Source organism: Pseudomonas sp. Leaf15 (assembly GCF_001421425.1).
In the GTDB taxonomy this organism is placed as follows: domain Bacteria; phylum Pseudomonadota; class Gammaproteobacteria; order Pseudomonadales; family Pseudomonadaceae; genus Aquipseudomonas; species Aquipseudomonas salomonii.
This window is the reverse complement of the sequence record NZ_LMKI01000036.1, coordinates 188,915-215,306: the sequence shown is the minus strand read 5'-3', so window position 1 is coordinate 215,306 and position 26,392 is coordinate 188,915. Positions and strand designations below refer to the sequence as shown.

Genomic DNA, 26,392 nt, shown 5'->3' with positions numbered 1-26,392 from the left:
CCTGGAACGCAAGGCGCGAAAGTTGGGGTTGCAGCTGATTGAAGCGGCTTGATTTTTAATAGCAAAAACAATGAGTTATTTTTTGTTTGATAAGAGCTGTCGAGCCCTGGCGAGGCTGCGAAGGCGACGGCACAGGCGAAAAATTAACCACCTGAACCACCGCCATCGCAGCGGCTTGGCGTGATTACCCGGCATACACCGGGTAGTCGGTATAGCCCTGCGCCGAGCCGCCGTACATCCCTTCTGCCCGCAGCGGGTTCAATGGCCAGCCGTTGAACAGTCGCTGTGGCAGGTCCGGGTTGGCAATGAACGGGCGACCGAAGGCGATCAAGTCCGCCAGCCCCGACTCCAGCAGCTTTGCACCGCGCTCAGCGGTGTAACGCCCGGCGTAGATGATGCGCCCGCTGAAGGTGCTGCGCACCGCCTGGCGGAAGGTTTCAGGCAGGTCTGGCGCGTTGTCCCAGTCGGCTTCGGCGATGGACACATAGGCAATGCCGGACGCCTCCAGCACCTTGATCGCCTCGATATAGGTGTGATGCGGGTCTTCCTCCACCAGGCCGATATACACGCGGTCCTGATCAGTGCCGCTGAACAACGGCGAAAAACGCACGCCAAGGCGCTCCGGCCCGACCACCGCCGTCACCGCTTCAACGATCTCGCGCAGAAAGCGCAAGCGATTGTGCAACGAGCCGCCGTATTCGTCGTCGCGCTGGTTGGCATGCGCCGAGATGAACTGGTTGACCAGGTAACCATTGGCAGCATGGATTTCCACGCCATCGAACCCGGCGTCCAAGGCATTGCGTGCCGCCTGGGCGTAGTGCCCCACCAGTTCCTCAATCTCCAGCACGCTCAATGCACGCGGCACCGGCGGCTGTTTCAATTCACCCACGCCGGGGCCGGTTTCGATAAAGGCTTTCGCCTGCTCCGCCCGCAACGCAGAAGGCGCGACCGGGGCCAACCCTTCTGGCTGCAACGCGTTATGGGACACACGGCCGACATGCCACAGCTGGGCGAAAATCACCCCGCCTTCGGCATGCACCGCCTCGGTGACTTGGCGCCAGCCGTCGATCTGCGCCGGGGTATAAATGCCCGGCGTCCACGCATAGCCCTGGCCACGCGGTTCGATCTGCGTGCCTTCACTGACCATGAACCCGGCGGTGGCGCGCTGGCGGTAATACTCGGCCATCAGTTCGGTGGCGATATCACCCGGTTGCGCACTGCGCTGACGGGTCAAGGGCGGCAGCAAAACCCGGTTATTCAGGGTGTGATGCCCCAGTTTTACCGGGGTATTTAAAACACGCATAGTCATGAGTCACTGTCCAAATTCAGGGCGAACAAAGGCATTGGCGGCTCTTGAGAGCCGCCAATGCCTGCAACGGTTAGTTAATTCAAGCGGTAAGTTTCAGCAGGGCCTTGGCCACGTCGCTGGAGCTGGCGGGGTTCTGGCCCGTCACCAGCAAGCCATCTTCAAGCACGAAGGACTGCCAGTCGGCGCCCTTCTCATACAGGCCACCGAGTGCCTTGAAATCATCTTCAATCAAAAACGGCACCACATCGGTCAGGCCCACGGCGGCTTCTTCGGAATTGGAAAAGCCCGTCACACGGCGGCCCTTCACCAACGCTTCACCGTTGACCGCCTTGACGTGACGCAGCGCACCCGGCGCATGGCAGACAAAACCAATCGGCTTGCCGGCGCGCTCAAAGGCTTCGATCAACGCGATCGACGCTTGCGATTCGGCCAGGTCCCACAATGGCCCGTGACCGCCTGGGTAAAACACCGTGTCGAAATCGGCGGCATTCACCGAGTCCAGCTTGACCGTGTTGGCCAGGGCCTGCTGCGCGGCCGAGTCGGCGGCAAAGCGGCGGGTATCGTCGGTTTGCGCATCCGGCTGGTCACTGACCGGGTCCAGCGGTGGCTGGCCACCGGACGGGGATGCCAGCACCAGTTCGGCACCGGCGTCCTTGAAGGTGTAATAGGGAGCGGCAAATTCTTCGAGCCAGAAGCCGGTTTTACGACCGGTATTGCCCAGCTGGTCGTGAGAGGTCAGTACCATTAATACTTTCATTTTCCAGTGCCTCGATCGATGGGTTGCAGTAGGTGTTGTGTGAGTAGCAGCGCCTCATCAAACGGCGCTGATGTTCGGGTGATCTTGCTCATGACGCTGGTCCCCAGCCACAACGCATACAGGCGCCGGGCCAGGCTTTCGGGGTGTGACTGTGCCGGCAGCGAGCCGTCTTCAACGCCGTGCTGCAAGGCTTCTGCCAGCAACGCAATGGTGCGTGCAGTGCCACGCTGCAGGGCCAGACGCATCGGCTCTGAAAGGTCTGACACCTCGGCACCGAGTTTGACGGCAAGGCATTTGCCCGTGTCGGTGCAGCCGGTCTGGTTGTCGACCCAGGAGTGCCAATAGCGCATCAACTTGGCAAAACCTGACAGTTCAGGCTGATCGAACAACTGCTGCATGCCGTTGACGTAGTGGTCGAAGTAGCTGTCGAGCAACACCACGCCGAAGGCATCCTTGGAGTTGAAGTAGTGATAAAACGAGCCTTTGGGCACCTCGGCGGCTTGCAGTATTTCGTTCAAGCCCACCGCAGAAAATCCTTTGCGGCCGACAATCACTTGCGCGGTGTCCAGAATCGCCCGCCGGGTACTTTTAGTTTCGTTGTTCATCACGCTTCCCGTCCGATTAGACCAGTCGTCTAGTTCGTTGAGGGGATGTTAGGCGCCACGTAAAACTTCAACAATGTCAGATGCGCAAGGATTCCGGACATGCCACAAAGCCGGTTGCCGTTTACCCGGCACGCGCCGACAATCACCCCTCCCGAGCCCTTGGCCCGCGTTTTTTGGAGAACAATGATGCACAGCGTTGCGCTGATGGTTTACCCGAACTTTCAATCCCTGAGCCTTAGCCTGGGCTCGGTATTTGAATGCGCGAACCTGCTGCGCGGCGAACCGGCCTATGAGTTTCACTTGGTGTCCGAAAGCGGCGGTGCCGTGATGACCTCCCAAGGCTTTTCGGTGAACACCACGCCGATCCGCGCGCAGGGTTATGACACGCTGATCGTCAGCGGCTATCTGGAATTTCGCTTGCCGGAAGCCAACCTGCTCGAACTGGTCAAGGCCGCCTCCGCCCAATCACGGCGCGTAGCCTCGTTGTGCATGGGCATCTTCGTGTTGGCCGAAGCCGGCTTGCTCGAGGGCAAGCGCACCACCACCCACTGGATCCACGCGCCCGCCTTTCGCAAGCGCTACCCGCACATCCAGCTTGAGGAAGACAAACTGTTCGTGGTCGACGGCCAGATCTGGACCGGTGCCGGCATGAGCGCCGGCGTCGACCTGGCACTGGCCATGGTCGAGGCCGACCTGGGCAGCGACCTGGCCCGGCGCATCGCCCGCAAACTGGTGATTGCGCAACGCCGCGGCAGTGAGCAGTCGCAATTGTCAGCCCTGCTGGAATTGGACCCCAAGTCCGACCGCGTGCAACTGGCCCTGGCCTATGCCCGCGAAAACCTGACCCACGACCTGTCGGTGGAAGCCCTGGCCGAGGTTGCCCGCCTGAGCCCGCGCCAGTTCAGTCGGGTGTTTCGCGAAGAAACCGGGCAAACCCCGGCCAAGGCCATCGAATCACTGCGCGTGGAAGCCGCCCGGGCGCTGATGGAAACCAGCCGTCACCCGGTCGAAGTGGTGGCCCGCGAAACCGGCTTTGGTGATCGCGAGCGCATGCGCCAGGCGTTTCTGCGTGCCTTCGGGCAGCCGCCGCAGGCCATGCAGCAGGCTTTTAATGCAGGACCGCTCGGGTAATCAGGTAACTCACCAACTGCGGGTCATCCTCCAGCTCCAGGGTCTGCACCGGGCGCGGCAAATCATCCAGCACGGCACGCCAGAACGCCTGGGACACTTCATCCTGGTCATAGAAACGCACCAGCCAATCGGCCTGGCCGCTGCTCAACACCTGGGTGGCGATGGCACGGCCTATGCCTTTGCGGCGGTAGCGCTTGAGAATGAACAGGTCGGCCAGTTCCAGGGCGTCGATGCCCGGCAGTTCGCTGCCCTCGATCAGCAGGAAGCCGGCGATATAACCGTCCACCAGCAGCAGGTTGGCGCTCCATTGCGGGTCGTGCCAGTAGCGGGTCAGGTGCTCATCGTGGATGTAGAAGCGGCCATCCGCCTCGACATCTTCCTGTTCCCAGTCCGAGGACTCATAGGCGTAATACTGGTAAAGATTGCGGATCAGCTCGGACTCTTCGGGGCCAGTCTGGATCAGTTCAACGGTGGTTTCGGGCATGGGGCTCTCGGTGACAAAACGCAGGGCGCCATTGTTCACAAAACACGCGCGCAGGCCAATACATTGCATAACCTTTCTGTTTGCTGAACCGATTGCGGATTTGCCCCGTCCAACCGAAATTCCTGAAACATTTAGAATAAACTTCGTCAGCTTCGACCTTTTTCTCAAGGACCTCTATTTTGACCAACGTCTGTTCCGCCGGCCTGGATGTGGGCTTTGCCTCCCTGGATTACCTGCAGATTTTTATCCTGGGGGTGATCCAGGGCATTACCGAGTTGCTGCCGGTGTCGTCCACCGCCCACATGCGTGTGGTGCCCGCCCTGCTCGGCTGGCAAGACCCCGGCTCGGCGTTTTCGGCGGCGATGCAGTTGGCGGCGCTGGCGGCGGTGGTCAGTTATTTCTGGCGCGATGTGCGCCAGGTCACCACGGGCAGCATCGGCGCGGTACGCCGGGGCGACTACAACGACCCGTGGTTCAAGCTGGCGGTGGCGATTGTGCTGGCGACCATCCCTATCTGTATTGCCGGCCTGGCCTTGTCCTCGACCCTCAACAGCTGCAACTCGCCGTTGCGCGGCCTGATGGTCATCGGCATTTCCTGTGTGGTGATGGCGGTATTGCTGGCGGTGGCCGAAGTGCGTGCACGCCACACCCGGGACATGGGCCAGATGCGCCTGCGCGATGCACTGATTGTCGGGGTTGCACAGATTGGCGCGTTGATTCCCGGCGTCTCGCGTTCAGGCTCGACACTGACCGCCGCGCTGTTCCTCAACTTCAAGCGTGAAGAAGCCGCGCGCTTTTCGTTCCTGCTGGGCCTGCCGGCGATCGCGCTGGCCGGTTTGAAAGAACTGTGGGTGTTGCTGCACGCCGACTTGCCCGCCCACGCCTGGCCACATTTGCTCTTCGGTCTGGTGGTGGCAAGTATCTCGGCGTTCTTCGCGATCTGGGGCCTGATGAAGTTCCTGGAGCGGTTCTCCACCTGGCCGTTTGTGATTTATCGCGCGCTGCTGGGGATCTTCCTGATTGTGGCGGTCAGCACCGGGTTGCTCAGTTAAGCCCGCGGTTGACGGTCGGCCAGCGCTTCAAGCAAATCAGCCGAAGGCACAAAAAACAGGCCGCCGGTCACGGCGGTACTGAAGTCCAGCAAGCGGTCGTAGTTGCCGACCGGGCGGCCGACGAACATGTTTTCCAGCATCAACTCCAGGGGCTGCGGCGAGCGCGCGTAGCCGATAAAGTAGGTGCCGAACTCGCCGGCGCCCGGGCGGCCAAAGGGCATGTTGTCGCGCAGGATTTTCACTTCTTCGCCATCGGCGTCGGTGATCACGGTCAGGGCGCTGTGGGAGTTGCTCGGCTTGGTCTCGTCATCCAGTTCGATATCGGCCAGTTTGGTACGCCCGATTACCTTCTCCTGCGCTTCCACCGTCAACGCGTTCCAGGCGCTCATGTTGTGCAGGTACTTCTGCACCAGCACGTAGCTGCCGCCTTCAAATTCCGCGTCTTCATCGCCGACGATGGTAAAGCCGACGGCCTTGCGCCCCACCGGGTTCTCGGTGCCGTCGACAAACCCGATGATGCTGCGCATATCGAAGTAGCGGAAACCCTGGACCTCATCCACCACCTTGACGCTGTCGCCCAGGGCCACCATCAACTGCGTGGCCAACTCAAAGCAAAGGTCCATCTGCTCGGCGCGGATATGCAGCAGGATATCGCCGGGCGTCGACGGCGCCATGCGCCCTGGCACGCCGAACTCGCGAAACGGGTGCAAGGCTGCCGGGCGTGGCCCGCCGAACAGCCGGCTCCAGGCATCCGAGCCGAACCCGCAGACACAGGTCAGGTTGCCCGCCGGCACGCGCTTGCCCACTGAACGCACCAGCCCGGCGATATCGCCGCACCAGGCGCGCACCTGGTCTTCACTGCCGGGAGCGACGGTTGCCACCATGAAGATCGCGCTGCTGGTGATGGGATGGCAGACGGACTGCGGCTCAAGAGGTGGCTGAACAGGGCAAGTCTTCATGATGAAAGTCCACAGGCTAAGGGCGGTTTTAACCCGCGCAGATTAGCAGATCATCACTGGCAGCTCTCCCACACCTGGCGAATCAATGTCTTCAGCTTCAGCGCCTCGGCCCAGCGGTCGCTGATTTCACCGCCGTTAGCATCGGTGATCGCATAGGGCGGCGGGCCCAGTTCACAGGTGAATGACAGGCTATTGGGCGTGTCAGGCCGGGCCAGCCAGTCTTCGATCCCGTAGCGCCACCAGCCGGTAAAGCGCTCGACCCAGGCCTGGTGCTGAGGGAAATCCACAGAGACCTGCACCTGTTCACTGCTGGCCACCCGGCCGTGAAAGCCCCAGCTGTGGCGCAATATCGTGCATATGTGTTCGTCGTCCTCAACCGCGCCAGGCTCCGGCAACTCCCGGCCGACGACGTAATGGGACAGGTCGGCCAGCAGTTTCAGGTCGGGCATTTGTGCGAGCAGGTCGAGGGTGAACAGCAGGTCGTTGGTCAGGCGGTAGCGATGGGTTTCCAGCAGGATCGGAAAGTCCACCTGTTCGGCCAGACGCTGCCAGCCTTCGACCAGCCGGGCCGCCTCGCCCAGCGTGCGCGGGCGCACATCGGCCTGCAGGGTGAGGTGGTGGCAGCCATAGCGGCTGATCACATCCAGCGCGGCGGCCAGGTCATCCACCGATTGCGGGAACAGTTGGCCTTCGATCTGCAAGCCCCTGGCGCTGGCGGCAGCGTGCAGGCGCGCGACCTCGGCGGGTTTCCAGTAATGGTCGGTGATGCCGTCAAAGCCGGCGCCGGCGATGCGATCGAGCTGGGCTTCCAGAGGCCCGGGCTCGGTTTGCATGGCCCAGAGGGATTGGAACACCAGAAATTCGCGCATATCAGCCTCGCAGCAGGTGTTTAAGGGAAACGTCCGGGTCGGCCAGGTCGGCCGCATTGAGTGCAATGCGCGCGCTGATCAAGCGTTCGCACAGCTTGATGTCCTTGGCCACGCCATTGCCGAGCGCCCAGCCGCAAGCGCCTTGCAAATGCCCGTCGGTATCCAGGTGGAACAACAGCAAACCGCCGCCCGGGAGTGCCCGGCTGACCGTCAGCGGGGTCATCACGCCGACGGTCTGCAAGCCCCAGTCGTACTGGTCGGACCAGAAGCCCGGCAGCGCCTCGAACGGCAACTCACGCCCGAGCATATTCAGCGCGGCGTGGCGGCCTTGGGCTTCGGCATTGCGCCAGGTTTCCTGGCGTTGATACAGGCCACCCAGGCGAAACTCACACACATCGCCCGCCGCATAAATGTTCGGCGCACTGGTGCGCAGCTGCGCATCGACGCGAATGCCCTGCCCTACTTCCAGCCCCGCGGCTGCGGCCAATTCCAGATTAGGTTGCATGCCAATGCCGACCACCACCCGATCGCACGGCAAGCGTTGCCCATCGACCAGTTGCACCGCGTCGGCGTCGATGGATTCGAGTGCCACATTCAGATGAACCGCCACGCCGTGCTGGCGATGCACATCCAGCAGCGCTTCGCTGATCACCGGCGGCAACACCCGGCCCGCCAAGCGTGGGCCTGCTTCAAGCACCGTGACCTGGCAGCCCAGGCCGCGCGCGGTCGCCGCCACTTCCAGGCCGATAAAACCACCGCCGACCACCACCAGCCGCGTGCCGGGGCGCAAGGCGTCGCGCAGGGCCAGGGCCTCATCATGGGTGCGCAGGTAAAGCACGTTCGCCTGCTCCACAGGCCAGCGTCGCGCCCGGCCGCCGGTGGCCAGCAGCACACCGGCAAAGTCCAGCCATTGGCCGTCAGCCAGTTGCAGCCGGAGTTGCTGCGGCTCCAGGCGCGTGACCGGGTTGCCGGCGATATGTTCGATGCCCAGCGCGGCCATGCGCTGGCCGTCACACAGGCTGCAACCCGCCAGGTCCGTACTGCCTTGCAGCAAGCCCTTGGATAACGGCGGGCGCTCGTAGGGCAAGTGCGGTTCATCGCCGATCAGGATCAGGCGCCCGGTGTAGCCTTCTTCGCGCAAGGTCAGCGCCGCACGGCCACCGGCATGGCCGGCGCCGACGATAATCAGGGGGGCGTTCATGCTCACGCCGTCACGGCGAGCAGAACCCGCCCCGCTTCGACCCGCACAGGGTAGGTTTTGAGGTTGACGCACACCGGCGCGCCGAGGGCCTTGCCGGAGCGGTAATCAAAGCGCCCGTTGTGCTTGGGACACTCGATCACGTGGTCCATCACCAGGCCGTCGGCCAAGTGGATTTTCTCGTGGGTGCACAGGCCGGCAGTGGCAAAAAATTCATTCTCGGCCGAGCGGTATACCGCGTAAGTGTGCGGCCCATGGTCGAAGCGCAGCACGTCTTCTTCGTCAATTTCGCCCACGGCGCAGACGTCGATCCATTGATCGTTCATGGCGTTTTCTCTTATTGGATGGGGTGAAACTCAGCCAGCAGTGGCTTCGGCATTGACCGGGGCATGGGCAGTGGGTTCTGTGCGATGGCGCACGGGGCGCTGCACGAAATAGCTCGGGTCGCTGCGCTGCTTCCAGATCGTCGGCAGGATTTCCTTGTACGCCTCAAGAATATTCGCGTACGGCGGCGGGCAGTCGCTGCGGATCTCTTCGTGCAGTTGCGCCAACGCGTGGTACGGCACCATCGGGTACATGTGGTGTTCGAGGTGGTAGTTCATGTCCATGTAGATAAAGCGCAGCACGCGATTCATGTAGATGGTGCGGCAGTTGCTGCGGTGGTCCAGCACATCTTCGGCCAGGCCCACATGCTGGGTGAGGCCGAACAGGTAGCCGAGCCAGGCGCCGTAAAGGCTCGACAGGCCGACCAGCATCAATGGCAGCCAGCTGTGCAGGTACAACGCGCTGCCGATCACCAGCGCATAAATACCGACCCAGATCCGCGCAGCACGGAACACCTTGGGCCATTCGGACTCGGGGATGAAGTCCTGCTCCTGGGCGCTCATCCTGCCGATCGCATGGCGCGCCACACCGCTGAAAGTTTTCCAGGCCAATGGCAGGTTGAACAGGCTCAGGCCCATCATCAACAGGCTTGGCGGGCGCGGCTCGACGATTTCCGGGTCACGCCCGACCACGATGGTGTCGGTGTGGTGCCGCGCATGGCTCCAGCGCCACACATGCGGCTCGAAAATGCACATAAAACTTGCCACCTGGTACAGCCCATCATTCATCCAGCGGGTCTTGAAGGCGGTGCCGTGGCCGGTCTCATGCCAACGCGGGTTGGACGCGGTGCCGTAGAGCACGCCGTAAGCCATAAAGAACGGCACGCACGCCCACGAGCCCCAGAACCAGTAGCCGCCAAACCCCGTAACCAGCAGCGCCGACAGCCACAGGGCCGTGTCGAGCAACGCCGGGCCGTCGCGGCGCTGCATCAGTTCTTTCATGCGTTTACGCGAGATCGGCGATTGATACCAACTGGCCGAGACCAGGCCCTTTTCTGCGGCGCGGGCAGCTTCAGGGCCGGTGAGGCTGTAGTCGCGCCGGGCGCGGTGAGGCGTGTGTTCAGGCATTGTTATTGTTCTCCGCAAGCGTTGGGTAACAGGTGCTTTGCGAACAAACCATAGAGCGTGGATAAATCCGCCTCAAGGCCTTGAATCCATTCCCTATCAAGCTATCATCCAGGCCCAGCGGAGCTTGATAGTTTTCTATCAAGACGCTTGAGAGGCCTGTCATGAACAATAATAAACGCCCGACCATCGCCACCGTTGCCGCCCAGGCGGGCTTGAGTGTGGCCACCGTCGACCGCGTACTCAACGCCCGAGCGCCGGTGAATCCGCAGACCGCCGAGCAGGTGTTCCAGGCCGCCGAAGCCGTGGGTTATTTTGCTGCACGGCTGATTGGCCAGCGTATTCGCGAACGGCGCCCCACTTATCGCTTCGGCATCCTGCTGCTGGGCACCGCCCAAGCGTTTTACGCCAACCTGGCGCAGTCGATCAGCGCGGCTGCGCAGCATCACGCTACAGCCAACCTGACCTGCCAGTTCGACTACATTCTCGACCGCACGCCCAGCGCCATCGCCGCACAGATCGAGCAATTGGCCGTGCAGTGCGACGCCCTTGCGGTGGTCAGCTTTGCCCATCCGTTGATCAACGCCACACTGGCGCAAGTGCGCGAAGCCGGCGTGCCGGTGGTTGCGCTGCTCTCGGATATCCACGAGCACGCCTTGGAGCCTTATGTGGGCCAGGACAACCATGTGGTCGGGCGCACCATGGGCTGGCTGCTGGCGCGCACCTGCGGCGCACGCAAAGGCAGCGTCGGCATTCTGTTGGGCGGCCATCGTTTTCTCGGCCACCAGGCACGGGTTGAAGGCTTGCACAGTTACCTGGCCGAGCATGCGCCGGGGCTCAAGCCGCTGGAACCGCTGATCAACCTGGACAACAGCGACATCACTGAAGAAGCCACCCTCGACCTGCTCACCCGCCACACCGACTTGCGCGGCCTGTGCGTGGTGGGCGGCGGCGGCGACGGCGTGATCAATGCCCTGGCGCAACTGCCCAAACGGCCGGCGCTGTGCTGTATTTTGCAGGAGTCCACCGCGTTGTCGCGTGAGGCGCTGAGCCGGGGTTTGATTGATGTGGTGATGGACTCACAGCCACGGCAAACGGCGACCGCGCTGATCGAATTACTGGTGGCGTTGCAGGCCGCCGAGGCCTTCGACCCGCTGCGGCACAGAGTGCATATTCCACCGCAGATCGTGACCTCGGAGAACCTGTCCAACTGATACACAATTTGACCGGGTTTTGCTTGAGGATTACTGCAAGCGAAAATCCCCGGCGCTCAACCCGAAGCGGCTCATCTTGTTGTACAGCCCGCCACGCGACACGTTCAACTGCCGTGCAGCCAAACGGATATTGCCGCCGGCAGCGGTAAGCGCGGCGACGATAGCGTGCCGCTCATGGCTGCTCAGGTCCTGCGCGGGCTGAGGTTCGTAAGGGCGCAAGGCTGCACGCTGCTGGGTTTCAAGGGGCAGATCGGCAGCCTGGATCAACTCACCCATCGCCAGGTTGGTTGCCCGCTCAATGCTGTTTTCCAGCTCACGCACGTTGCCGGGCCAGCCGTAGGCCGAGAGCAACTCCAATGCATCCGGCGAAAAACCCTGAACCGCTTTGCGCATCGAACGGGCGCACCGATTGAGGAAATGCCGCGCCAGCAGCGGGATATCGTCACGGCGCATGCGCAACGGCGGCACGGTCAGGTTCAAGACATTGAGGCGGTAGTAAAGGTCTTCACGAAACGCACCCTGCGCCACCGCCTGGCTGAGGTTGCGATGGGTGGCGGCGATAATGCGCACATTCACTGAGCGGGAGTTTTTTGCGCCGACACGGGTGACTTCACCTTCCTGCAATACCCGCAACAAACTGACCTGGGCGTCGAATGCCATGTCGCCAATTTCATCGAGAAAAATCGTGCCGCCATCGGCCAGTTCAAACTTGCCCGCCGAGCCGCCACGGGCGGAGCCGGTGAACGCGCCCTCGACATGCCCGAACAATTCGCTTTGCACCAGGTCCCGTGGAATCGCGCCGCAATTGACTGCCACAAACGGGCCTTTATGGCGCTCGCTACCGTTGTGAATCGCCTGGGCAAACAGCTCCTTGCCGGTGCCGCTTTCGCCGAGGATCAAGGTGGTGGAATCGCTGCGGCTGGCGATACGCCCCAAGTGCAACGCGTCCTGGATCGCCCGCGAATTACCCTGGATGGTTTCAAAGGTGTAGCTGGCCTGGGTGCCGATAATGCGCCGGGTGATTTCGCGGATACGCCGGCTTTCGCGCAGCGACACAATCACCCCACCCTGCTCCAGCGGGCATACCGACACCAGGCACGCCAGTTGGCTGCGGTCGTGCAAGTGGAAGGTGCAGTCAAGGTCACGCACGCCCTCGCTGGCCCGCAGCAACATGGCATCGCTCAGCTCACTGCGGCCCAGGCGCTGGAACGGGCTGCCGAGCAGTTCCAGGCCGACGCGGAATAATTGCCGGGCGTAGCGATTGAGCGCCTTGATGCAGCCGCGCTCATCAAGCACCACCAAGCCTTCGTTGAGCACCTCGAGCACCGTCTGCTGTTCCTCCAGCAGCGCTTGCAGCGCCATCTGCCGCGCCACCGCCTCGGCGGCCGCTTGCACGGTGCCCAGGGTGTGGAAGTGAAACCAGCCGGGCTCGGCAGTGAGCGTCAACATGGCCAGGGTCTGGCCCTGGGCATTCTTGATCGGCGCGGCGGCGCAATGCATGCGACGTTCACGCAGGCCGCTGCCAAAGTTTTCCTCGGCCAGCACGTACACCAGGCGGTCTTCGGCCAGGGCCAGGCCGGTGCAGTTGGTGCCCTGTACCGATTCCAGCAGGCGACTGCCAATGGGCGTGATATCCAGCCCGCAAAAATACAGGGTGGTGCCTTCAGCGTCGGTGAGGTTGATATGCCCGCGCGGGTTGTAGGCCAGCAAGCCGCGCATGACCTGCGCCGCCGCCGCGATCAGCACGCGGTGGGCCGCCAGGGTGGCCGCGAGCGCGTCGGCGGCGACAAAACGGTATTGGCTGTCATCCGGGCTGATACCCGCCTCGACACTGCGCCGCCAGGAATCCCAAATCACCTGCCGAACGTCGGCCGGGCGCTCGACCACGCCGGCCTGACACGCCTGCCATGCCTGTTCCAGCGCGGGAATCGGGCCGTCGTTCAGCGAAGCCGGCCCCAGGGCCGTGAGGTAGTCGAGGTCTTGCACGCTGAAAGCCATGGGAACGGGGGTCATTGCGGCAATCCATGTTCATGTTTTTGACATGTCAGTATAGGCATGTCATCAGAATGAACAATTTTTGTTTATAGAATTAAATAATCCTTTAAATATCAAAAGGTTAAATATTGGCACAGTGCTTGCTCTTACCCCATAGCCGCTGACCACTGTCCTGCGGCCAACAATAAAAAGGGGTCATTGCATGAGTACACAGAACATCCGCCTGGGTTTGATCGGTGCCGGTCGCATGGGCAGTTTCCACGGGCTGACGGCCGCCCGCCACATCCCCGGCGCCTGCCTCGCCGCCATCGCCGACCCCACGCCCGGCCAGGCCGCACGCCTGGCGACGGAGCTGGGGGTGAACAAGGTCTACACCGACCCACAGCAATTGCTCGACGACCCGGATATCGATGGCGTCCTTATCGCCGCCCCCGCCCGCTGCCACGCCGAACTGGTGATCAGCGCTGCCCGCGCCGGCAAGGGCATCTTCTGCGAAAAACCCATGGCCATCACCCTTGATGAAGCCGACCGCGCCATCGCCGCTGCTGCCGATGCCCGCGTGCCGCTGCAAGTGGGTTTCAACCGGCGATTTGCCAAGAGCTTTCGCACCGCCCACCTCGACGTGGCGGCCGGGCGCATTGGTACGCCACAATTGCTGCGCTCGCTGACCCGCGACCCGGCGCTCAACAATCCCGCGAACTCGCCGCAATGGGTGATCTTCCTCGAAACCCTGATCCACGACTTCGACACCCTGCGCTACCTCAACCCGGGCGCCGAGGCGGTGCAGGTCTACGTGATGGCCGATGCGCTGATTGCACCGCAATACAAAAGCAAAGGCTTCCTCGACACCGCCGTGGTCACGATCCGCTTCGACAATGGCGCCATCGCTACCGCCGAGGCCAACTTCCAGGCGGTCTACGGCTACGATGTGCGCGGCGAAGTGTTCGGCAGCGCAGGCATGCTGAGCATGGGCAGCCTCAACGAATCTGACCTGGTGCGCTACCTGGCCCAAGGGATCCAGGCCGACACCCAGCGCATGGACACCGACCTGCTGCGCGACGCCTACATTGCCGAGCTCAACCACTTCGTCGAGTGCCTGCGCACCGGCGCCAAACCTCTGGCCAGCGGCGAAGACGCACGTGCGGCCCTGGCGATTGCCCGCGCCTGCATCGAGTCGTTCGAAACCGGCAAGGCCGTGGCCGTGCCAGGAGCTGGCCGATGATGCCGTTTAAACTGGCGGTCAGCGCCGAGATGGTGTTTCTCGACCTGCCCTTTATCGAACGTGTAAAACGCATTCATGCCCTGGGGTTCAGCGCCGAAATCTGGAACTGGACCCACAAGGACATCGGCGCACTGGCCGCCACCGGCGCCGACTTCACCTCCATGACCGGCTACATCAGCGGTACCCTCACCGACCCCGACGGTATTCGTCAGTTGCTCGACAGCGCCCGCGAGTCCCTGGGTGTTGCCGCACGTCTGAACTGCCCCAGCCTGAACCTGCACGGCACCGGCCTGGGTGACGGTGGCCTGCCGGTGCAGCCGGTGGGCCAGACTACCGGGCGCATGTGGCTGAGCGCGTGCAAGACCCTGGAAAAAATCGCACGCCTGGGCGAAGACGCCGGCCGCGTGTTTCTGCTGGAAAACCTCAACACCGACGTCGACCACCCCGGCGTGCCGTTTGCCCGTGCCGACGACACCCTGGCGCTGATCGAAGCCGTCGGCAGCCCGCACCTGAAGATGAACCTGGACCTGTACCACGCGCAAATCGGCGAGGGCAACCTGATCGAGCTGATCCAGCGCGCAGGCAGCGCCATCGGCGAAATCCAGGTGGCCGACGTGCCAGGACGCAAGGAGCCGGGCACCGGCGAGATCCACTACCCGGCCATCGCCAGGGCGCTGCACGCCATCGGCTACAGCGGCGTGGTCGGCCTCGAAGGCTGGGCCAGCGGCGACAGTGAGCTGGCGCTGCAACGTTTCCGCCAAGCCTTCACCCTATAACAAAAAAAGGAACCGCCTCATGCCTCGCTACGCATTGATCGTTGCTGCTTTTTTACTGCTGTTCAGCCAATGGACCTTCGCCGCCTACCGCATCGGCGTGAGCATTGCCCGGGTTGACGATAACTTCATGACCTACGTGCGCACCGGCCTGGAAGCCGCCGCCAAACAGCAGGATGTACAGATCCAGTTCGAAGACGCCCAGGGCGACGTGGTGCGCCAGCTCAATCAGGTCGAAGGCTTTCTGAACCAGAAAGTCGACGCGGTGATCGTGCTGCCGGTGGACACCGCCGCCACCGCCAACATGACCCGCGCCGCCGTGGCCGCGAAGACGCCGCTGGTGTACGTCAACCGCCACCCGGACGAACGCACGCTGCCCAAAGGCGTGGTCACGGTGGCCTCCAACGACATCGAAGCCGGGCAATTGCAGATGCGCTACCTGGCGGAAAAACTCGGCGGCAAAGGCAATGTGGCGATCATCATGGGCGACCTCGCGCAGAACGCCACCCATGACCGCACCGAAGGCGCCAGGCAAGTGCTCAAGGACTTTCCCGGCATCAAGGTGGTCGAGCAGCAAAGCGCCGAATGGCAACGCAGCAAAGGCATGGACCTGACCAGCAATTGGCTGCTCGCGGGCACCCAGTTCGATGCCATCGTGGCCAACAACGATGAAATGGCGATTGGCGCGGCCATGGCGTTGCAACAGGCAGGCAAGGCCAAGGGTGAAATCGCGATTATCGGTATCGACGGCTTGCCCGATGGCCTCGCAGCGATCAAGCGCGGGATGCTCACCGCCTCGGTGTTCCAGGACCCCAAGGCGCAGGCCACACAGGCCGTGGAGTCGGCGATTCGGATGATCAAGGGCGAGCCGATTGAATCGGAAGTGTGGGTGCCGTTTGAATTGATCAAGCCGGAACAGGTGGCGGTGTTTGAGCAGCGCTACAAATAAAAGTCGGGTGCCCTCAACTGTGGGAGCGGGCTTGCCCGCGATAGCGGAGTGTCAGTCACCCATTTCATAGCTGACCCACCGCATTCGCAGGCAAGCCAGCTCCCACAGTTTGATCGGGTTTCAGTCCAAAATCGGTGTGTTTCAACCGCCTCGGCCAGCGCAATGTGTGGGTGCAGTTCGAGCAGCGCTACAAATAGTCTGGAAGAATATGGAGATCCAAATGTGGGAGCGGGCTTGCTCGCGAAAGCGCAGTGTCAGTCACCCATTTCATAGCTGACCCACCGCATTCGCAGGCAAGCCAGCTCCCACAGTTTGATCGGGTTTCAGTCCAAAATCGGTGTGTTTCAACCGCCTCGGCCAGCGCAATGTGTGGGTGCAGTTCGAGCAGCGCTACAAATAGTCTGGAAAAATATGGAGCTCCAAATGTGGGAGCGGGCTTGCTCGCGAAAGCGCAGTGTCAGTCACCCATTTCATAGCTGACCCACCGCATCCGCAGGCAAGCCAGCTCCCACAGTTTGATCGGGTTTCAGTCCAAAATCGGTGTGTTTCAACCGCCTCGCCAGCGCAATGTGTGGGTGCAGTTCGAGCAGCGCTACAAATAGTCTGGAAACCTATGGCGATCCAAATGTGGGAGCGGGCTTGCCCGCGAAAGCGGTGGGTCAGTCACCCATTTCATAACTGACCCAACGCAATCGCAGGCAAGCCAGCTCCCACATTTTTGACCGCGTTTCACCCCAAAATCGGTGTGTTTCAACCGCCTTGGCCAGCGCAATGTGTGGGTGCAGTTCGAGCAGCGCTACAAATAGTCTGGAAAAATATGGAGCTCCAAATGTGGGAGCGGGTTTGCCCGCGATTGCGCAGTGTCAGTCACCCATTTCATAACTGACCCAACGCAATCGCAGGCAAGCCAGCTCCCACATTTTCGACCGGATTTCAGTCCAGATCGGTGGCGTCGTGGCGCTCGGCTAACTGCTCCGCAGGCTCACCCGACACCCGGTTCACCCGCCGCCCACGCTGCACCGCCGGCCGGGCTTCAATTGCCTCGGCCCAGCGCAGCACGTGTTTGTATTCGTGCACCGACAAAAACTCCGCCGACGCGCCATACAACCGGCCTTTGACCAAGCCGCCATACCAGGGCCAGATCGCGATATCGGCAATGGTGTACTCATCGCCGGCAATGTACTCACTCACCGCCAGGCGCTGGTCGAGCACGTCCAGTTGACGCTTGGTTTCCATCGCAAAGCGATTGATCGGGTATTCCATCTTGCTCGGCGCATAGGCGTAAAAATGCCCGAAGCCGCCGCCCAGATACGGCGCGCTGCCCATCTGCCAGAACAGCCACGACAAACACTCGGCACGCGCAGCAGGCTCGGTGGGGAAGAACGCGCCGAACTTTTCGGCCAGGTACTGCAGGATCGCACCCGACTCGAATACGCGAATCGGCGTGTCACCACTGTGATCCATCAACGCCGGGATCTTGGAATTGGGGTTGACCGCCACAAAGCCGCTGCCGAACTGGTCGCCATCGCCAATCTTGATCAGCCACGCGTCATATTCCGCGCCGGTGTGCCCCAGGGCCAGCAGTTCTTCGAGCAGGATGGTGACCTTCTGCCCATTCGGTGTGGCCAGGGAATACAGCTGCAGCGGGTGCTTGCCGACCGGCAGAGCTTTCTCATGGGTCGCACCGGCAATAGGCCGGTTGATGCTGGCGAAAGTGCCGCCACTTTCGGTGTCCCAGGTCCAGACTTTCGGGGGTAGGTAGTCGGTCATGCTCACTTCTCCTTGATTTGAGTACTGTTCGATGCGGCCAGTTGGGCCACGTTCCATCCGCCGCCCAGCACCTTGATCAGGCCCACATTAGCGCTTAATTGCTGGGTTTGCAGTTGCAGCACACTGCGCTTGGCTTCCAGCGCCGCCACTTGGGCGGTCACCACATCCAGATAGGCCACGGCGCCCTGGCGATAACGCGAGGTCGACAGGTCTTCGGCGTATTGCGCGGCGGCGGCCGCGTCACGCTGGTCATCCAGGGCACTGCCCAGGCCGGCGATTTGCGACAGGTTGTCTTCGACTTGCTCGAAAGCGCCCAGCACCACGCCGCGGTATTTGGCGGCGGCTTCGTCGGTAGCGGCCTTGGCGATATCCACCTGGGCCTGACGCGCGCCGCCATCAAAGAGCGTGCCGACCAGCGACGGGCCGATGGCCCAGAACAGGTTCGGTGCGCTGAGCAAACGCGCAAACTCATCACTCTGATAACCGCCCTGGGCGCTCAAGGTGATCTGCGGGAACCACGCGGCCTTGGCTACGCCGATACGCGCATTGGCCGACGCGATGCGACGCTCGGCAGCGGCAATATCCGGGCGGCGTTGCAGCAGGCTCGACGGCACGCCGGTGGGCACGTTGGGCAAGGCAATCGGCGCCACATTGACGGCGACGGTATAGGTTGATGCCGACTCACCCAGCATCGCCGCAATTGAATGTTCCAACACCGCCCGTTGCACCAGGCTCTGTTTGAGTTGCGACTTGACCGTCGACAGCTGCGTGCGCGCCCGCGCCACGTCCAGCCCGGACACAATACCGCCGCCATGCAAACCTTCGGTCAGGCTCAGGGCTTTGGTGTAGGCATCTCGGGTCTGCTCCAGCAGTTGGTTCTGCCAGTCGATACCACGCAGGCGGATATAACTGTCAGCCAGTTGCGCTTGCAGGCTCAGGCGTACCGACGCCAGGTCGGCCCTGGCCGCCTCCGAGTCACTGGTGCCGGCCGCAACCGTGTCGCGCACGCGGCCCCACAGGTCGACTTCATAGTCCACCTCAAGTCCCAGCGTGGCGGAGTTGTAGACGTCCGGCGAGGTGGCCGAGCGCAGCGGTTTGGTGTCCGACTGGCGAATACGCTGGCCGCTGCCGATGGCCGAGAGTTTGGGAAACAACCCCGAACGGTCCTGGGCCAGGAACCCCTGGGCCTGCTGATAATGCGCGAGGGCCGCGCTCAGGTCCGGGTTGTTGTTGAGCAACTGCTGCTGCATCGCGTCCAGCTGCGGGTCGTTGTAGATGCGCCACCAGCCGTCACGGTTGGCCTGGTCGTCGGGCGCGCCGACCGTCCACGGGCCCTGGGTGTGAAACTGCGCGGCAATGGGTGTTTGCGGCACTTCAAGCGGCGGCGCCAACGAGCAGGCGCCCAGGCTCAAGGTGACGAGCAGGCCCGGCAGGGTGCGCTTAGCCATGGGGTTTGGCCTCGGCGGAGGCGACAGCCAACTGCACCGAATCATCATCGGCCAGGCCATCCGGCGGCGTATCGATCACGCGGTCGGCCGCTTGCAGGCCGCTGGCGATCTCCACACTGTCGCCAAAGTCACGGGCGATGGTGACGGTCTTGAAGTGCACATGGTCCTGGCTGTCGAGGGTGGCGACGCGCATGCCTTTATCATCGAACACCAGGGCACTGGACGGTACGCGCAGCACGTCGGCCTGCACCGGCAAATCAAACTGCACGCTGGTGTAGCCACCGGGCAGCAGGCGGCCGCCGGGGTTGTCCACCAGCAGTTGCACCAAGGTGCTGCCGGACGCGGCGTTGACCGCATCGGCGGTGGCGATCACCTTGCCGGTGAAGGTTTCGCCGCGATACTCCGGCACGCTCAGGCGCGCCGTGGTGCCTTCGCGAATCTGTGGCGAGAAGGTCTGCGGCACCTGCACATACACGCGCAGGCGGCTGACGTCGGCCACCGCAAACAGCTCTTTGCCGGCGGTGCCGCCGGCGCTGATCAACGCGCCCACGTCGGTGCTGCGCGCGGTGACCACACCGGCAAACGGCGCGACCAGATGCTGGAAGCCCTTGGTCGCCACCAACTGCTCGACATTGGCTTTGGCCGCCGTCACCTTGGCCTGCTTGGCGGTCAGGTCGCCGGTGCGTTCGTCGACGTCCTGGCGCGACACCGAGTCGGTCGCAAGCATCGCCTGCCAGCGCTTGGCGGTGGTTGCGGCCAGGTGCTCATCGGCTTGGGCCGAAGCCAAAGTGGCGCGGGCTTGCAGCAGTTGCTGGTCGAGTTCCGGGGTGTCGATTTCGGCCAATACCTGGCCGGCTTTGACGCGCGTGCCGATGTCGACATTCCAGGATTTCAGGTAGCCATTGACCCGGGCAAAGATCGACGCCCGCGAATAAGCCTCCATGCGCCCCGGCAAGTTGAGCACCGGGCCTTGCGCTTGCACCACCGGTTTCACCAGGTTGACGCTGGGCAGTGCCTGAGCGTCGGTCCAGGTCTTGAGATCACGGGATTCACTGGCGCGCACACTCAGGCCGACACCGACGATGACCACCACCGTCACCCCGCCCACGACCAGCCACAGCAGGCCACGGGACGGCTTTTTTGGAGCAATGGAAACAGACATGTCAAACCCCTTGGGAAACGGTAGTCGCCAGCGTGGCGTGTTGGCGACGCCCGTGGACCAGACTGAAAATCAACGGCACCAGAATCAACGTGGCGATGGTGGCAAACGCCAGCCCGCCGATCACCGCACGCCCGAGCGGCGCGTTCTGCTCACCGCCCTCGCCCAGGCCCAGCGCCATGGGCGCCATGCCGATGATCATCGAGATGGCGGTCATCAACACCGGCCGCAGCCGCGTAAAACCGGCCTCCAGCGCGGCCTGCACGGCATCGCCATGCACGGCCAGGCGCTCACGGCAGAAGCTCACCACCAGGATGGCGTTGGCGGTGGCCACGCCCATGCACATGATCGCCCCCGTCAAGGCGGGCACCGACAGCGGCGTATGGGTGACAAACAGCATCCACACAATGCCCGCCAATGCCGCCGGCAACGCGGTGATGATCACAAACGGGTCTGCCCAGGACTGGAAGTTGACCACGATCAGCAGGTAGATCAGCACCACCGCGCCCAACAGGCCGAACAGCAAGCCACTGAAGGCCGCGTTCATGGTCTGCACCTGGCCCTGCAAAATCACCTTGGAGCCGGTCGGCACTTCACCGGCGTGGGCCGCGATGATCTTCTGGATATCGGCGGCGACGCCACCCAAGTCACGGTCCTGAATCGCGGTGAGCACCTCAACCACCGGCTGGATATCCGACTGGCTGAACACCGAACTGCTGTGGCTGCGCTGGATATTCGCCAGGCCGCCCAGGGTCTGGTCGGTGGCCGCGCCATTGCTGCCGCTCAGCGGCAGGTTGTGCAGTGCGGCCAGGCTTTCCAGGTTGTATTGCGGGGTTTGCATCACGATCGGGTAGGAAATGCCGTTGGCCGGGTTCAACCAGAACGTCGGCGCCACCTGGCTGGAACCGGCAAGGTTGACCACCAGGCTGTTGGTCACATCCCGTTCGGTGAGGCCGACCAACTGCGCACGGGTGCGGTCCACGTCGATATTGAACGTCGGCAATTGCCGCGACTGCTGGATGCGCGCATCCACCACCCCCGGCACCCGGCGAATATCACGCAGCAGCGCGCTGGCATAGGTGAAGTTAGCCGCCAGGTTATTGCCGGTGATTTGCAGGTCGATCGGTGCCGAAGAACCGAAGTTGAGGATCTGCCCGACAATGTCCGAGGCCGGGAACGAGAACACCGCGCTCGGGAATTCCCGTGGCAGAGTTTCGCGCAATTGGCGCATGTACTCGGCGGTCGGGCGATGGCCTTCGTTAAGGCTGATCTGGATATCGGCGTCCTGGGAACCCACGGTGCCGGTGTTGTTGTACACCACGTTGATACCGCTGATGGACAGGCCGATGTTGTCGACCAAGGCTTTGAGCTCCTGGGCCGGGACGTTGCGGCGGATCGCGTTTTCGATGTCGGCGATCAGGTGCGCATTACTCTCCACCCGTGTGCCCACCGGAGCGCGGACGTGCAACAGGATCAGCCCGGAATCGACCTCGGGGAAGAAGTTGCGGCCCAGGAACGGCACCAGTGCAAACGACACGGCGACAAACGCCAGCAGGCTAATCACCACCGCGCGACGATGGTGCAAGGCGCCGTGCAACACGCTGTGGTAACGCTCGCGAAAGACCTCAAAACGCTTCTCGAAACCGCGCTGAAAAGTCACCAGCGGGTTGCGCGACGGTGCATGCCCGTCGTCGCCGTGTACATGCGGCTTGAGCAGGTAGTTGGCCAATGTCGGCACCAGCGTGCGCGACAGCAGGAACGAGGCGATCATGGCGAAGATCACCGCTTCGGCCATCGGCACGAACAGGAAGCGCGCCACACCATCAAGGAAGAACATCGGCACAAACACGATGCAGATACACAGCAGCGAGACAAACGCCGGCGTCACGATCTGCGCCGCACCGTCGAGGATCGCCGTCTGCACCGGCTTGCCCTGCTCCAGGTGCCAGTTGATGTTCTCGATGGTCACCGTGGCATCGTCCACCAGGATGCCCACGGCCAGCGCCAGGCCGCCGAGGGTCATGATATTCAGGGTTTCACCGAGGGCCGACAGCGTGGCAATCGAGGCCAGGATCGCCAGCGGAATCGAGGTGGCGATGATCACCGTCGAACGCCAACTGCCGAGAAAGAGCAGGATCATCAGGCTGGTCAGCGCCGCCGCGATCAAGCCTTCACGGGCCACGCCGCTGATGGCCGAGCGCACGAACAGCGACTGGTCGCCGATCAGGTCGATATTCAGATTGGGCGGTAAGGCAGCCTTGTTGTCGGCGAGCTTGTCCTTGATCCCGGCGATCACGCCCAAGGTCGATGCCGAACCGGTCTTGAGTACCGGCAGCAGCACCGAGCGGTTGCCGTTCACATGCACGATGTTGGTTTGCGGCGGGTTGCCGTCGCGCACGGTGGCCACGTCACGGATCAGCACGGTGGTGCCGTCGGCGGTCTTGATCGGCAGGTTTTCCAGGTCATGGAAGTCCGACGGTGAGTTGTTCAGTTGCAGGTTGAATTCGTAGCTGCCGATCTTCTGGGTGCCCACCGGCGTAATCAGGTTCTGCGTGGCCAGGGCGGTGGCGACGTCCTGCGCCGACAGGCCACGGGCTTGCATGCGCGCCGAATCGAGGTCGATCTGCACCTGCCGGCTCTTGCCGCCAAACGGGTATGGCAGGGCCGCGCCGGGCACGCTGGTGAGCATCAGGCGCACCTGGTTCAGGCCGATATCACCCAGGCGCTGTTCGCTCAGGCCCGGCCCGGATAAAGCCAGCTGCACGATCGGCACGGTGGAGGCGCTGTAGTTGAGCACCAGCGGCGGCACGGTGCTGGGCGGCAATTGCCGCAGGATCGCCTGGGACACCGACGTCACCTGGGCGTTGGCGGTACTGATGTTGACGCCGGGCTGGAAGAATATCTTCACAATCCCGTAGCCGTTCATCGACTGCGCTTCGATATGGCGAATGTCGTTCACGGTGGTGGTCAGCACCCGCTCGAACGGCGAGGTGATGCGCCCGGCCATCTGGTCGGGCGGCAAACCGGTGTACTGCCAGATCACCGCAATCACCGGAATGCGGATTTCCGGGAAGATGTCGGTCGGCGTACGCCAGGCCGCCAGCGGCCCGACGATCAGGATGAAAATAGCCAATACCACAAAGGTATAGGGGCGCAGCAAGGCGATGCGCACGAGGTTGAGCATAGGAAGTGATCCAGACAGGAGATTGGTCGGTCAAGCAGGCTTCGCCATGCCGTTTTCCCGCCTCGCCCCATGCACGTCCTGGGGTTTTTGTAACGACATCCAAGTCACAAAGAGGCATATGCCACGATATCGAATTTAGTGGCATACGCAACTAATTTGTTTCAAGCTGTCTCAGTTTTCATCTGGAACGTCAGTTCGGTCCGAAAGACCTTGTCCTGACAGGTCGCGCAGGCATAATCAGCCGCGTCGTGTTTTGTATCAGAGAGTATCTGCCCTTGAAATCTGCCCCGCCTTGCTCCGAGAGCCCCAGCACCTGCGTCAACGGTGCCGTGCGCCGCACCTCGCGCCGCCTGGGCCAGATCTATGACGAGGCGTTCGCGCCCTGCGGGCTCAAAGCCACGCAATACGCGCTGCTCAACCGCATCGCCAAGGCCGGCACGCCGAAGATGGGCGAGCTGGCACAAACCCTGGTGATGGATTTGTCCGCCTTGGGCCACACGCTCAAACCGCTGGTACGTGACGGCCTGGTGGAGCTGCGCGTGGACGAACTCGACCGACGTACCCGGCGCGTGCTGCTGACCGAACACGGCAAGCGCACCCACCTGGCGGCCAAGCGTATTTCGACGCAAATGGCCGAACGCTTCGATCAGGCATTCGGCCGTGAAGCGGCGGCGCAACTGCGCCAGACCCTGGACTTTATCGCCTCCGACGAATTTGCCCGCACCCTGTTGGCCAAGGACGCTTGAGCGACCCACCGTGACAGTCAAAATGCGCCATTGGCCCGCAGCTTTACCCAATGGTTGCTGTTGCGTTTGCAGGTAGACCCGACATGAGCGACAGCCTCGAAGACATCCTCACCGAGCACTTGAATGTGGTGTTCTGCGGCATCAACCCCGGCAAAGGTTCCGCCGTCCTCGGCCTGCACTTCGCCAACCGCAGCAACCGCTTCTGGCGTACGTTGCACCTGTCCGGCTTCACGCCCCATGAAATCCGCCCCGAAGCGGGGCGCAGCTTGCTCGACTACCACTGCGGCCTGACCACGCTGGTGGAGCGCCCGACGGCGAGCGCGGGGGAATTGGCGCGGCATGAATTCAACGACGCAGCCGTAACGTTCGAGCAGAAGATCCGCCGCTGGCAGCCACGCTTCGTGGCCTTTCTGGGCAAGGTCGGCTATAGCGCGGTGTCCGGCCAACGCGAGGTTGCCTGGGGACTGCAGCCGCCGTTATTGGGCGGCGCAGCGGTATGGGTGCTGCCCAACCCCAGCGGGCGCAATTTGGCGTTCAACCTGGAGCAGTTGGTGCAGGCCTATCGGCAACTGTGCGAAGCCATTGCACAGAACGATCCAGTGCCCTTAATCTCCTGATCGAATCACTTGAAAGCAATCACCTGAAAGCAACGGAGGCTTCATGAAACTGATAGGCATGCTGGACTCGCCTTACGTACGCCGCGTGGCAATTTCCCTGGACCTGTACGGCGTGGCGTTTGAACATCAGTCGGTGTCGGTGTTCAGCACCTTTGAGCAGTTCCACGCGATCAACCCGGTGGTCAAGGCGCCGACCCTGGTGCTGGACGACGGCACCGTGCTGATGGACTCCAGCCTGATCCTGGACTATTTCGAAGCCTTGGCCCCCATCGACAAGAAGCTGCTGGCGCAAGCGCCTGGCGCCCGCGCCCACGAACTGCACCTGCTCGGGCTGGCCCTGGCGGCCTGCGAGAAAACCGTGCAGATCGTCTATGAGGACAATCTGCGCCCGGCAGAAAAACGCCATGAGCCGTGGATAGACCGCGTGACCGGTCAACTGTTGGCCGCCTATTCACTGCTGGAAAAGCACCTTGCCCAATCCACCGACGCGCCACTGACCCAGGCGGCGCTGACCGCGGCAGTCGCGTGGTCGTTCACCCAACTCAAACTGCCGTCGGTGCTCGACCCCAAGGCATTCCCTAACCTGCAACGTCACGCCGACCGGCTGGAACAGCACCCGGCGTTCAAGCGCTACCCCATCGAGTAGCAGGCCTAGACCCAGCCGCCATCCACAATAAAGTTCTGCGCCGAACACATCGCCGAGGCATCGGAGGCGAGAAACAACGCCATATCGGCGATGTGTTCCGGCAGCACGCTGCCGGGCAGGCACTGGCTGCGGCTGATCAGCTCCTTGGCCGCATCATCGACCCACATCGCCAGTTGTTTGTCGGTCATGACCCAGCCGGGCACCAGGGTGTTCACGCGGATATGGCTGGGCCCCAACTCACGTGCCAGGGCGCGGGTCATGCCATGGGCCGCTGCCTTGCTGGCGGCGTACACCGGGTAGCCGGCAGACGCCATCATCCACCCCACCGAGCCCAGGTTGATGATCGCCCCGCCACCGGCGCGTTTCATCATCGGCACCACGGCCTTGGCGGCAAAGAACGCGTGCTTGAGGTTGACCGCGATCAGCCTGTCGAACATCGCTGAATCGACTTCTTCCAGGGTGTGACGCACGTCGTTGGCCGCGTTATTGACCAGTACGGTGATCGGCCCCAGCGAGTGCTCAAAGCGCTCGATCGCCGCCTTGTAGGCGATTTCATCGGTGATGTCGCACCACACGAACTCAACGTTGTAGCCCTGGGAATGCAGCAGCGCGGCCAGTCGCTCGCCCTGGCTTTGCGCCCGGTCCACAAAACCCACCTTGGCGCCCTGGGCGGCGAACGCGCGTACCAGGAATTCGCCGATGCCTGAGGCACCACCGGAAACCAGAACGGTCTTACCCTCAAGGTCGGGGTAAACAGCCTGTTGAGTGGTCATATAAAGGTTGCCTCACTTAATTAGTCTTATTTTATTTTGCAAACAGGCCGTAAAAGGCTATAAATCTGCTGCTGCAACGACAAA

General features: G+C 62.5%; 24 protein-coding genes. 9 read left to right on the top strand and 15 right to left on the bottom strand.

Annotated features, from left to right (window positions below; all coding sequences use genetic code 11):
* Positions 1-184 precede the first annotated feature (184 nt).
* The 3 genes from ASE80_RS28665 to ASE80_RS28655 all read right to left on the bottom strand — a co-directional run bounded on the left by ASE80_RS28665 (position 185) and on the right by ASE80_RS28655 (position 2,671).
* On the bottom strand, positions 185-1,309 hold the full coding sequence (locus ASE80_RS28665; RefSeq protein WP_056861882.1) for an alkene reductase: 1,125 nt from the start codon (positions 1,307-1,309) through the stop codon (positions 185-187).
* Positions 1,310-1,388: 79 nt separating this feature from the next.
* Positions 1,389-2,066: a type 1 glutamine amidotransferase domain-containing protein gene (locus tag ASE80_RS28660; protein WP_056861881.1), complete on the bottom strand. Its 678-nt coding sequence runs from the start codon at positions 2,064-2,066 to the stop codon at positions 1,389-1,391.
* Complete coding sequence (locus tag ASE80_RS28655) at positions 2,063-2,671, bottom strand: TetR/AcrR family transcriptional regulator (RefSeq protein WP_056861880.1); 609 nt, start codon at positions 2,669-2,671, stop codon at positions 2,063-2,065. Before ASE80_RS28655 ends, ASE80_RS28660 begins: the two co-directional genes overlap by 4 nt.
* 186 nt (positions 2,672-2,857) lie before the next feature.
* Between ASE80_RS28655 and ASE80_RS28650 the strand changes: the two genes are divergently transcribed.
* A complete protein-coding gene (locus tag ASE80_RS28650; protein WP_056861879.1) occupies positions 2,858-3,802 on the top strand; it encodes a GlxA family transcriptional regulator in 945 nt (314 codons plus the stop codon).
* Here ASE80_RS28650 and ASE80_RS28645 read toward each other — a convergent pair.
* On the bottom strand, positions 3,780-4,286 hold the full coding sequence (locus tag ASE80_RS28645) for a GNAT family N-acetyltransferase (RefSeq protein WP_026013489.1): 507 nt from the start codon (positions 4,284-4,286) through the stop codon (positions 3,780-3,782). The genes ASE80_RS28650 and ASE80_RS28645 overlap by 23 nt on opposite strands.
* A gap of 179 nt (positions 4,287-4,465) precedes the next feature.
* On the opposite strand from ASE80_RS28645, the gene ASE80_RS28640 reads away from it, so the two are divergent.
* The gene (locus ASE80_RS28640) at positions 4,466-5,338 is read left to right on the top strand and encodes an undecaprenyl-diphosphate phosphatase (protein WP_056861878.1); all 873 of its coding nucleotides are present in this window, start codon (positions 4,466-4,468) and stop codon (positions 5,336-5,338) included.
* Here the strand turns inward: ASE80_RS28640 and ASE80_RS28635 are convergent.
* The 5 genes from ASE80_RS28635 to ASE80_RS28615 are packed head-to-tail and all read right to left on the bottom strand — an operon-like array spanning position 5,335 to position 9,815.
* On the bottom strand, positions 5,335-6,297 hold the full coding sequence (locus ASE80_RS28635; RefSeq protein ID WP_056861877.1) for a Dyp-type peroxidase: 963 nt from the start codon (positions 6,295-6,297) through the stop codon (positions 5,335-5,337). The genes ASE80_RS28640 and ASE80_RS28635 overlap by 4 nt on opposite strands.
* A gap of 53 nt (positions 6,298-6,350) precedes the next feature.
* Entirely contained in the window at positions 6,351-7,166 is an 816-nt protein-coding gene (locus ASE80_RS28630; protein ID WP_056861876.1) for a sugar phosphate isomerase/epimerase family protein, read from the bottom strand.
* Between the two features lies 1 nt (position 7,167).
* Positions 7,168-8,367: an NAD(P)/FAD-dependent oxidoreductase gene (locus ASE80_RS28625; RefSeq protein ID WP_056861875.1), complete on the bottom strand. Its 1,200-nt coding sequence runs from the start codon at positions 8,365-8,367 to the stop codon at positions 7,168-7,170.
* 2 nt (positions 8,368-8,369) lie between these two features.
* Entirely contained in the window at positions 8,370-8,690 is a 321-nt protein-coding gene (locus ASE80_RS28620; RefSeq protein WP_017134582.1) for a MocE family 2Fe-2S type ferredoxin, read from the bottom strand.
* Between the two features lie 30 nt (positions 8,691-8,720).
* The gene (locus tag ASE80_RS28615) at positions 8,721-9,815 is read right to left on the bottom strand and encodes a fatty acid desaturase family protein (RefSeq protein WP_056861874.1); all 1,095 of its coding nucleotides are present in this window, start codon (positions 9,813-9,815) and stop codon (positions 8,721-8,723) included.
* A 161-nt stretch (positions 9,816-9,976) separates the two neighbouring features.
* On the opposite strand from ASE80_RS28615, the gene ASE80_RS28610 reads away from it, so the two are divergent.
* On the top strand, positions 9,977-11,026 hold the full coding sequence (locus tag ASE80_RS28610) for a LacI family DNA-binding transcriptional regulator (RefSeq protein WP_056861873.1): 1,050 nt from the start codon (positions 9,977-9,979) through the stop codon (positions 11,024-11,026).
* 30 nt (positions 11,027-11,056) lie between these two features.
* Here ASE80_RS28610 and ASE80_RS28605 read toward each other — a convergent pair whose 3' ends face one another.
* On the bottom strand, positions 11,057-13,039 hold the full coding sequence (locus tag ASE80_RS28605) for a sigma-54 interaction domain-containing protein (protein ID WP_056861872.1): 1,983 nt from the start codon (positions 13,037-13,039) through the stop codon (positions 11,057-11,059).
* Positions 13,040-13,223: 184 nt separating this feature from the next.
* Between ASE80_RS28605 and ASE80_RS28600 the strand changes: the two genes are divergently transcribed.
* The 3 genes from ASE80_RS28600 to ASE80_RS28590 are packed head-to-tail and all read left to right on the top strand — an operon-like array spanning position 13,224 to position 15,965.
* Positions 13,224-14,243, top strand: a complete 1,020-nt coding sequence (locus ASE80_RS28600) for a Gfo/Idh/MocA family oxidoreductase (protein WP_056861871.1) — start codon at positions 13,224-13,226, stop codon at positions 14,241-14,243.
* Positions 14,240-15,019, top strand: coding sequence for a TIM barrel protein (locus ASE80_RS28595; RefSeq protein ID WP_056861870.1), 780 nt, complete (start codon positions 14,240-14,242; stop codon positions 15,017-15,019). The genes ASE80_RS28600 and ASE80_RS28595 overlap by 4 nt, the downstream gene beginning before the upstream one ends.
* A gap of 19 nt (positions 15,020-15,038) precedes the next feature.
* A complete protein-coding gene (locus tag ASE80_RS28590; protein ID WP_056861869.1) occupies positions 15,039-15,965 on the top strand; it encodes a sugar ABC transporter substrate-binding protein in 927 nt (308 codons plus the stop codon).
* Between the two features lie 933 nt (positions 15,966-16,898).
* Here ASE80_RS28590 and yghU read toward each other — a convergent pair.
* The 4 genes from yghU to ASE80_RS28570 are packed head-to-tail and all read right to left on the bottom strand — an operon-like array spanning position 16,899 to position 23,526.
* Positions 16,899-17,735 carry a glutathione-dependent disulfide-bond oxidoreductase gene (gene yghU / locus ASE80_RS28585; protein ID WP_056861868.1) on the bottom strand — a complete coding sequence of 279 codons (837 nt, stop codon included), beginning with the start codon at positions 17,733-17,735 and terminating at the stop codon, positions 16,899-16,901.
* A 2-nt stretch (positions 17,736-17,737) separates the two neighbouring features.
* A complete protein-coding gene (locus tag ASE80_RS28580) occupies positions 17,738-19,183 on the bottom strand; it encodes an efflux transporter outer membrane subunit (protein WP_056861867.1) in 1,446 nt (481 codons plus the stop codon).
* Entirely contained in the window at positions 19,176-20,345 is a 1,170-nt protein-coding gene (locus tag ASE80_RS28575; RefSeq protein ID WP_056861866.1) for an efflux RND transporter periplasmic adaptor subunit, read from the bottom strand. Before ASE80_RS28575 ends, ASE80_RS28580 begins: the two co-directional genes overlap by 8 nt.
* A gap of 1 nt (position 20,346) precedes the next feature.
* Positions 20,347-23,526 (bottom strand): efflux RND transporter permease subunit, encoded by a 3,180-nt coding sequence (locus ASE80_RS28570; RefSeq protein ID WP_056861865.1) that lies wholly within the window; start codon positions 23,524-23,526, stop codon positions 20,347-20,349.
* Positions 23,527-23,801: 275 nt separating this feature from the next.
* On the opposite strand from ASE80_RS28570, the gene ASE80_RS28565 reads away from it, so the two are divergent.
* The 3 genes from ASE80_RS28565 to ASE80_RS28555 all read left to right on the top strand — a co-directional run bounded on the left by ASE80_RS28565 (position 23,802) and on the right by ASE80_RS28555 (position 25,535).
* Entirely contained in the window at positions 23,802-24,272 is a 471-nt protein-coding gene (locus tag ASE80_RS28565; protein WP_235593120.1) for a MarR family winged helix-turn-helix transcriptional regulator, read from the top strand.
* Positions 24,273-24,355: 83 nt separating this feature from the next.
* Positions 24,356-24,889, top strand: a complete 534-nt coding sequence (gene mug, locus ASE80_RS28560) for a G/U mismatch-specific DNA glycosylase (protein WP_056861864.1) — start codon at positions 24,356-24,358, stop codon at positions 24,887-24,889.
* 43 nt (positions 24,890-24,932) lie between these two features.
* A complete protein-coding gene (locus ASE80_RS28555; protein ID WP_056861863.1) occupies positions 24,933-25,535 on the top strand; it encodes a glutathione S-transferase family protein in 603 nt (200 codons plus the stop codon).
* A gap of 5 nt (positions 25,536-25,540) precedes the next feature.
* On the opposite strand, the gene ASE80_RS28550 is transcribed toward ASE80_RS28555, so the two are convergent.
* On the bottom strand, positions 25,541-26,308 hold the full coding sequence (locus tag ASE80_RS28550; RefSeq protein WP_056861862.1) for an SDR family NAD(P)-dependent oxidoreductase: 768 nt from the start codon (positions 26,306-26,308) through the stop codon (positions 25,541-25,543).
* Between the last annotated feature and the right edge of the window lie 84 nt (positions 26,309-26,392).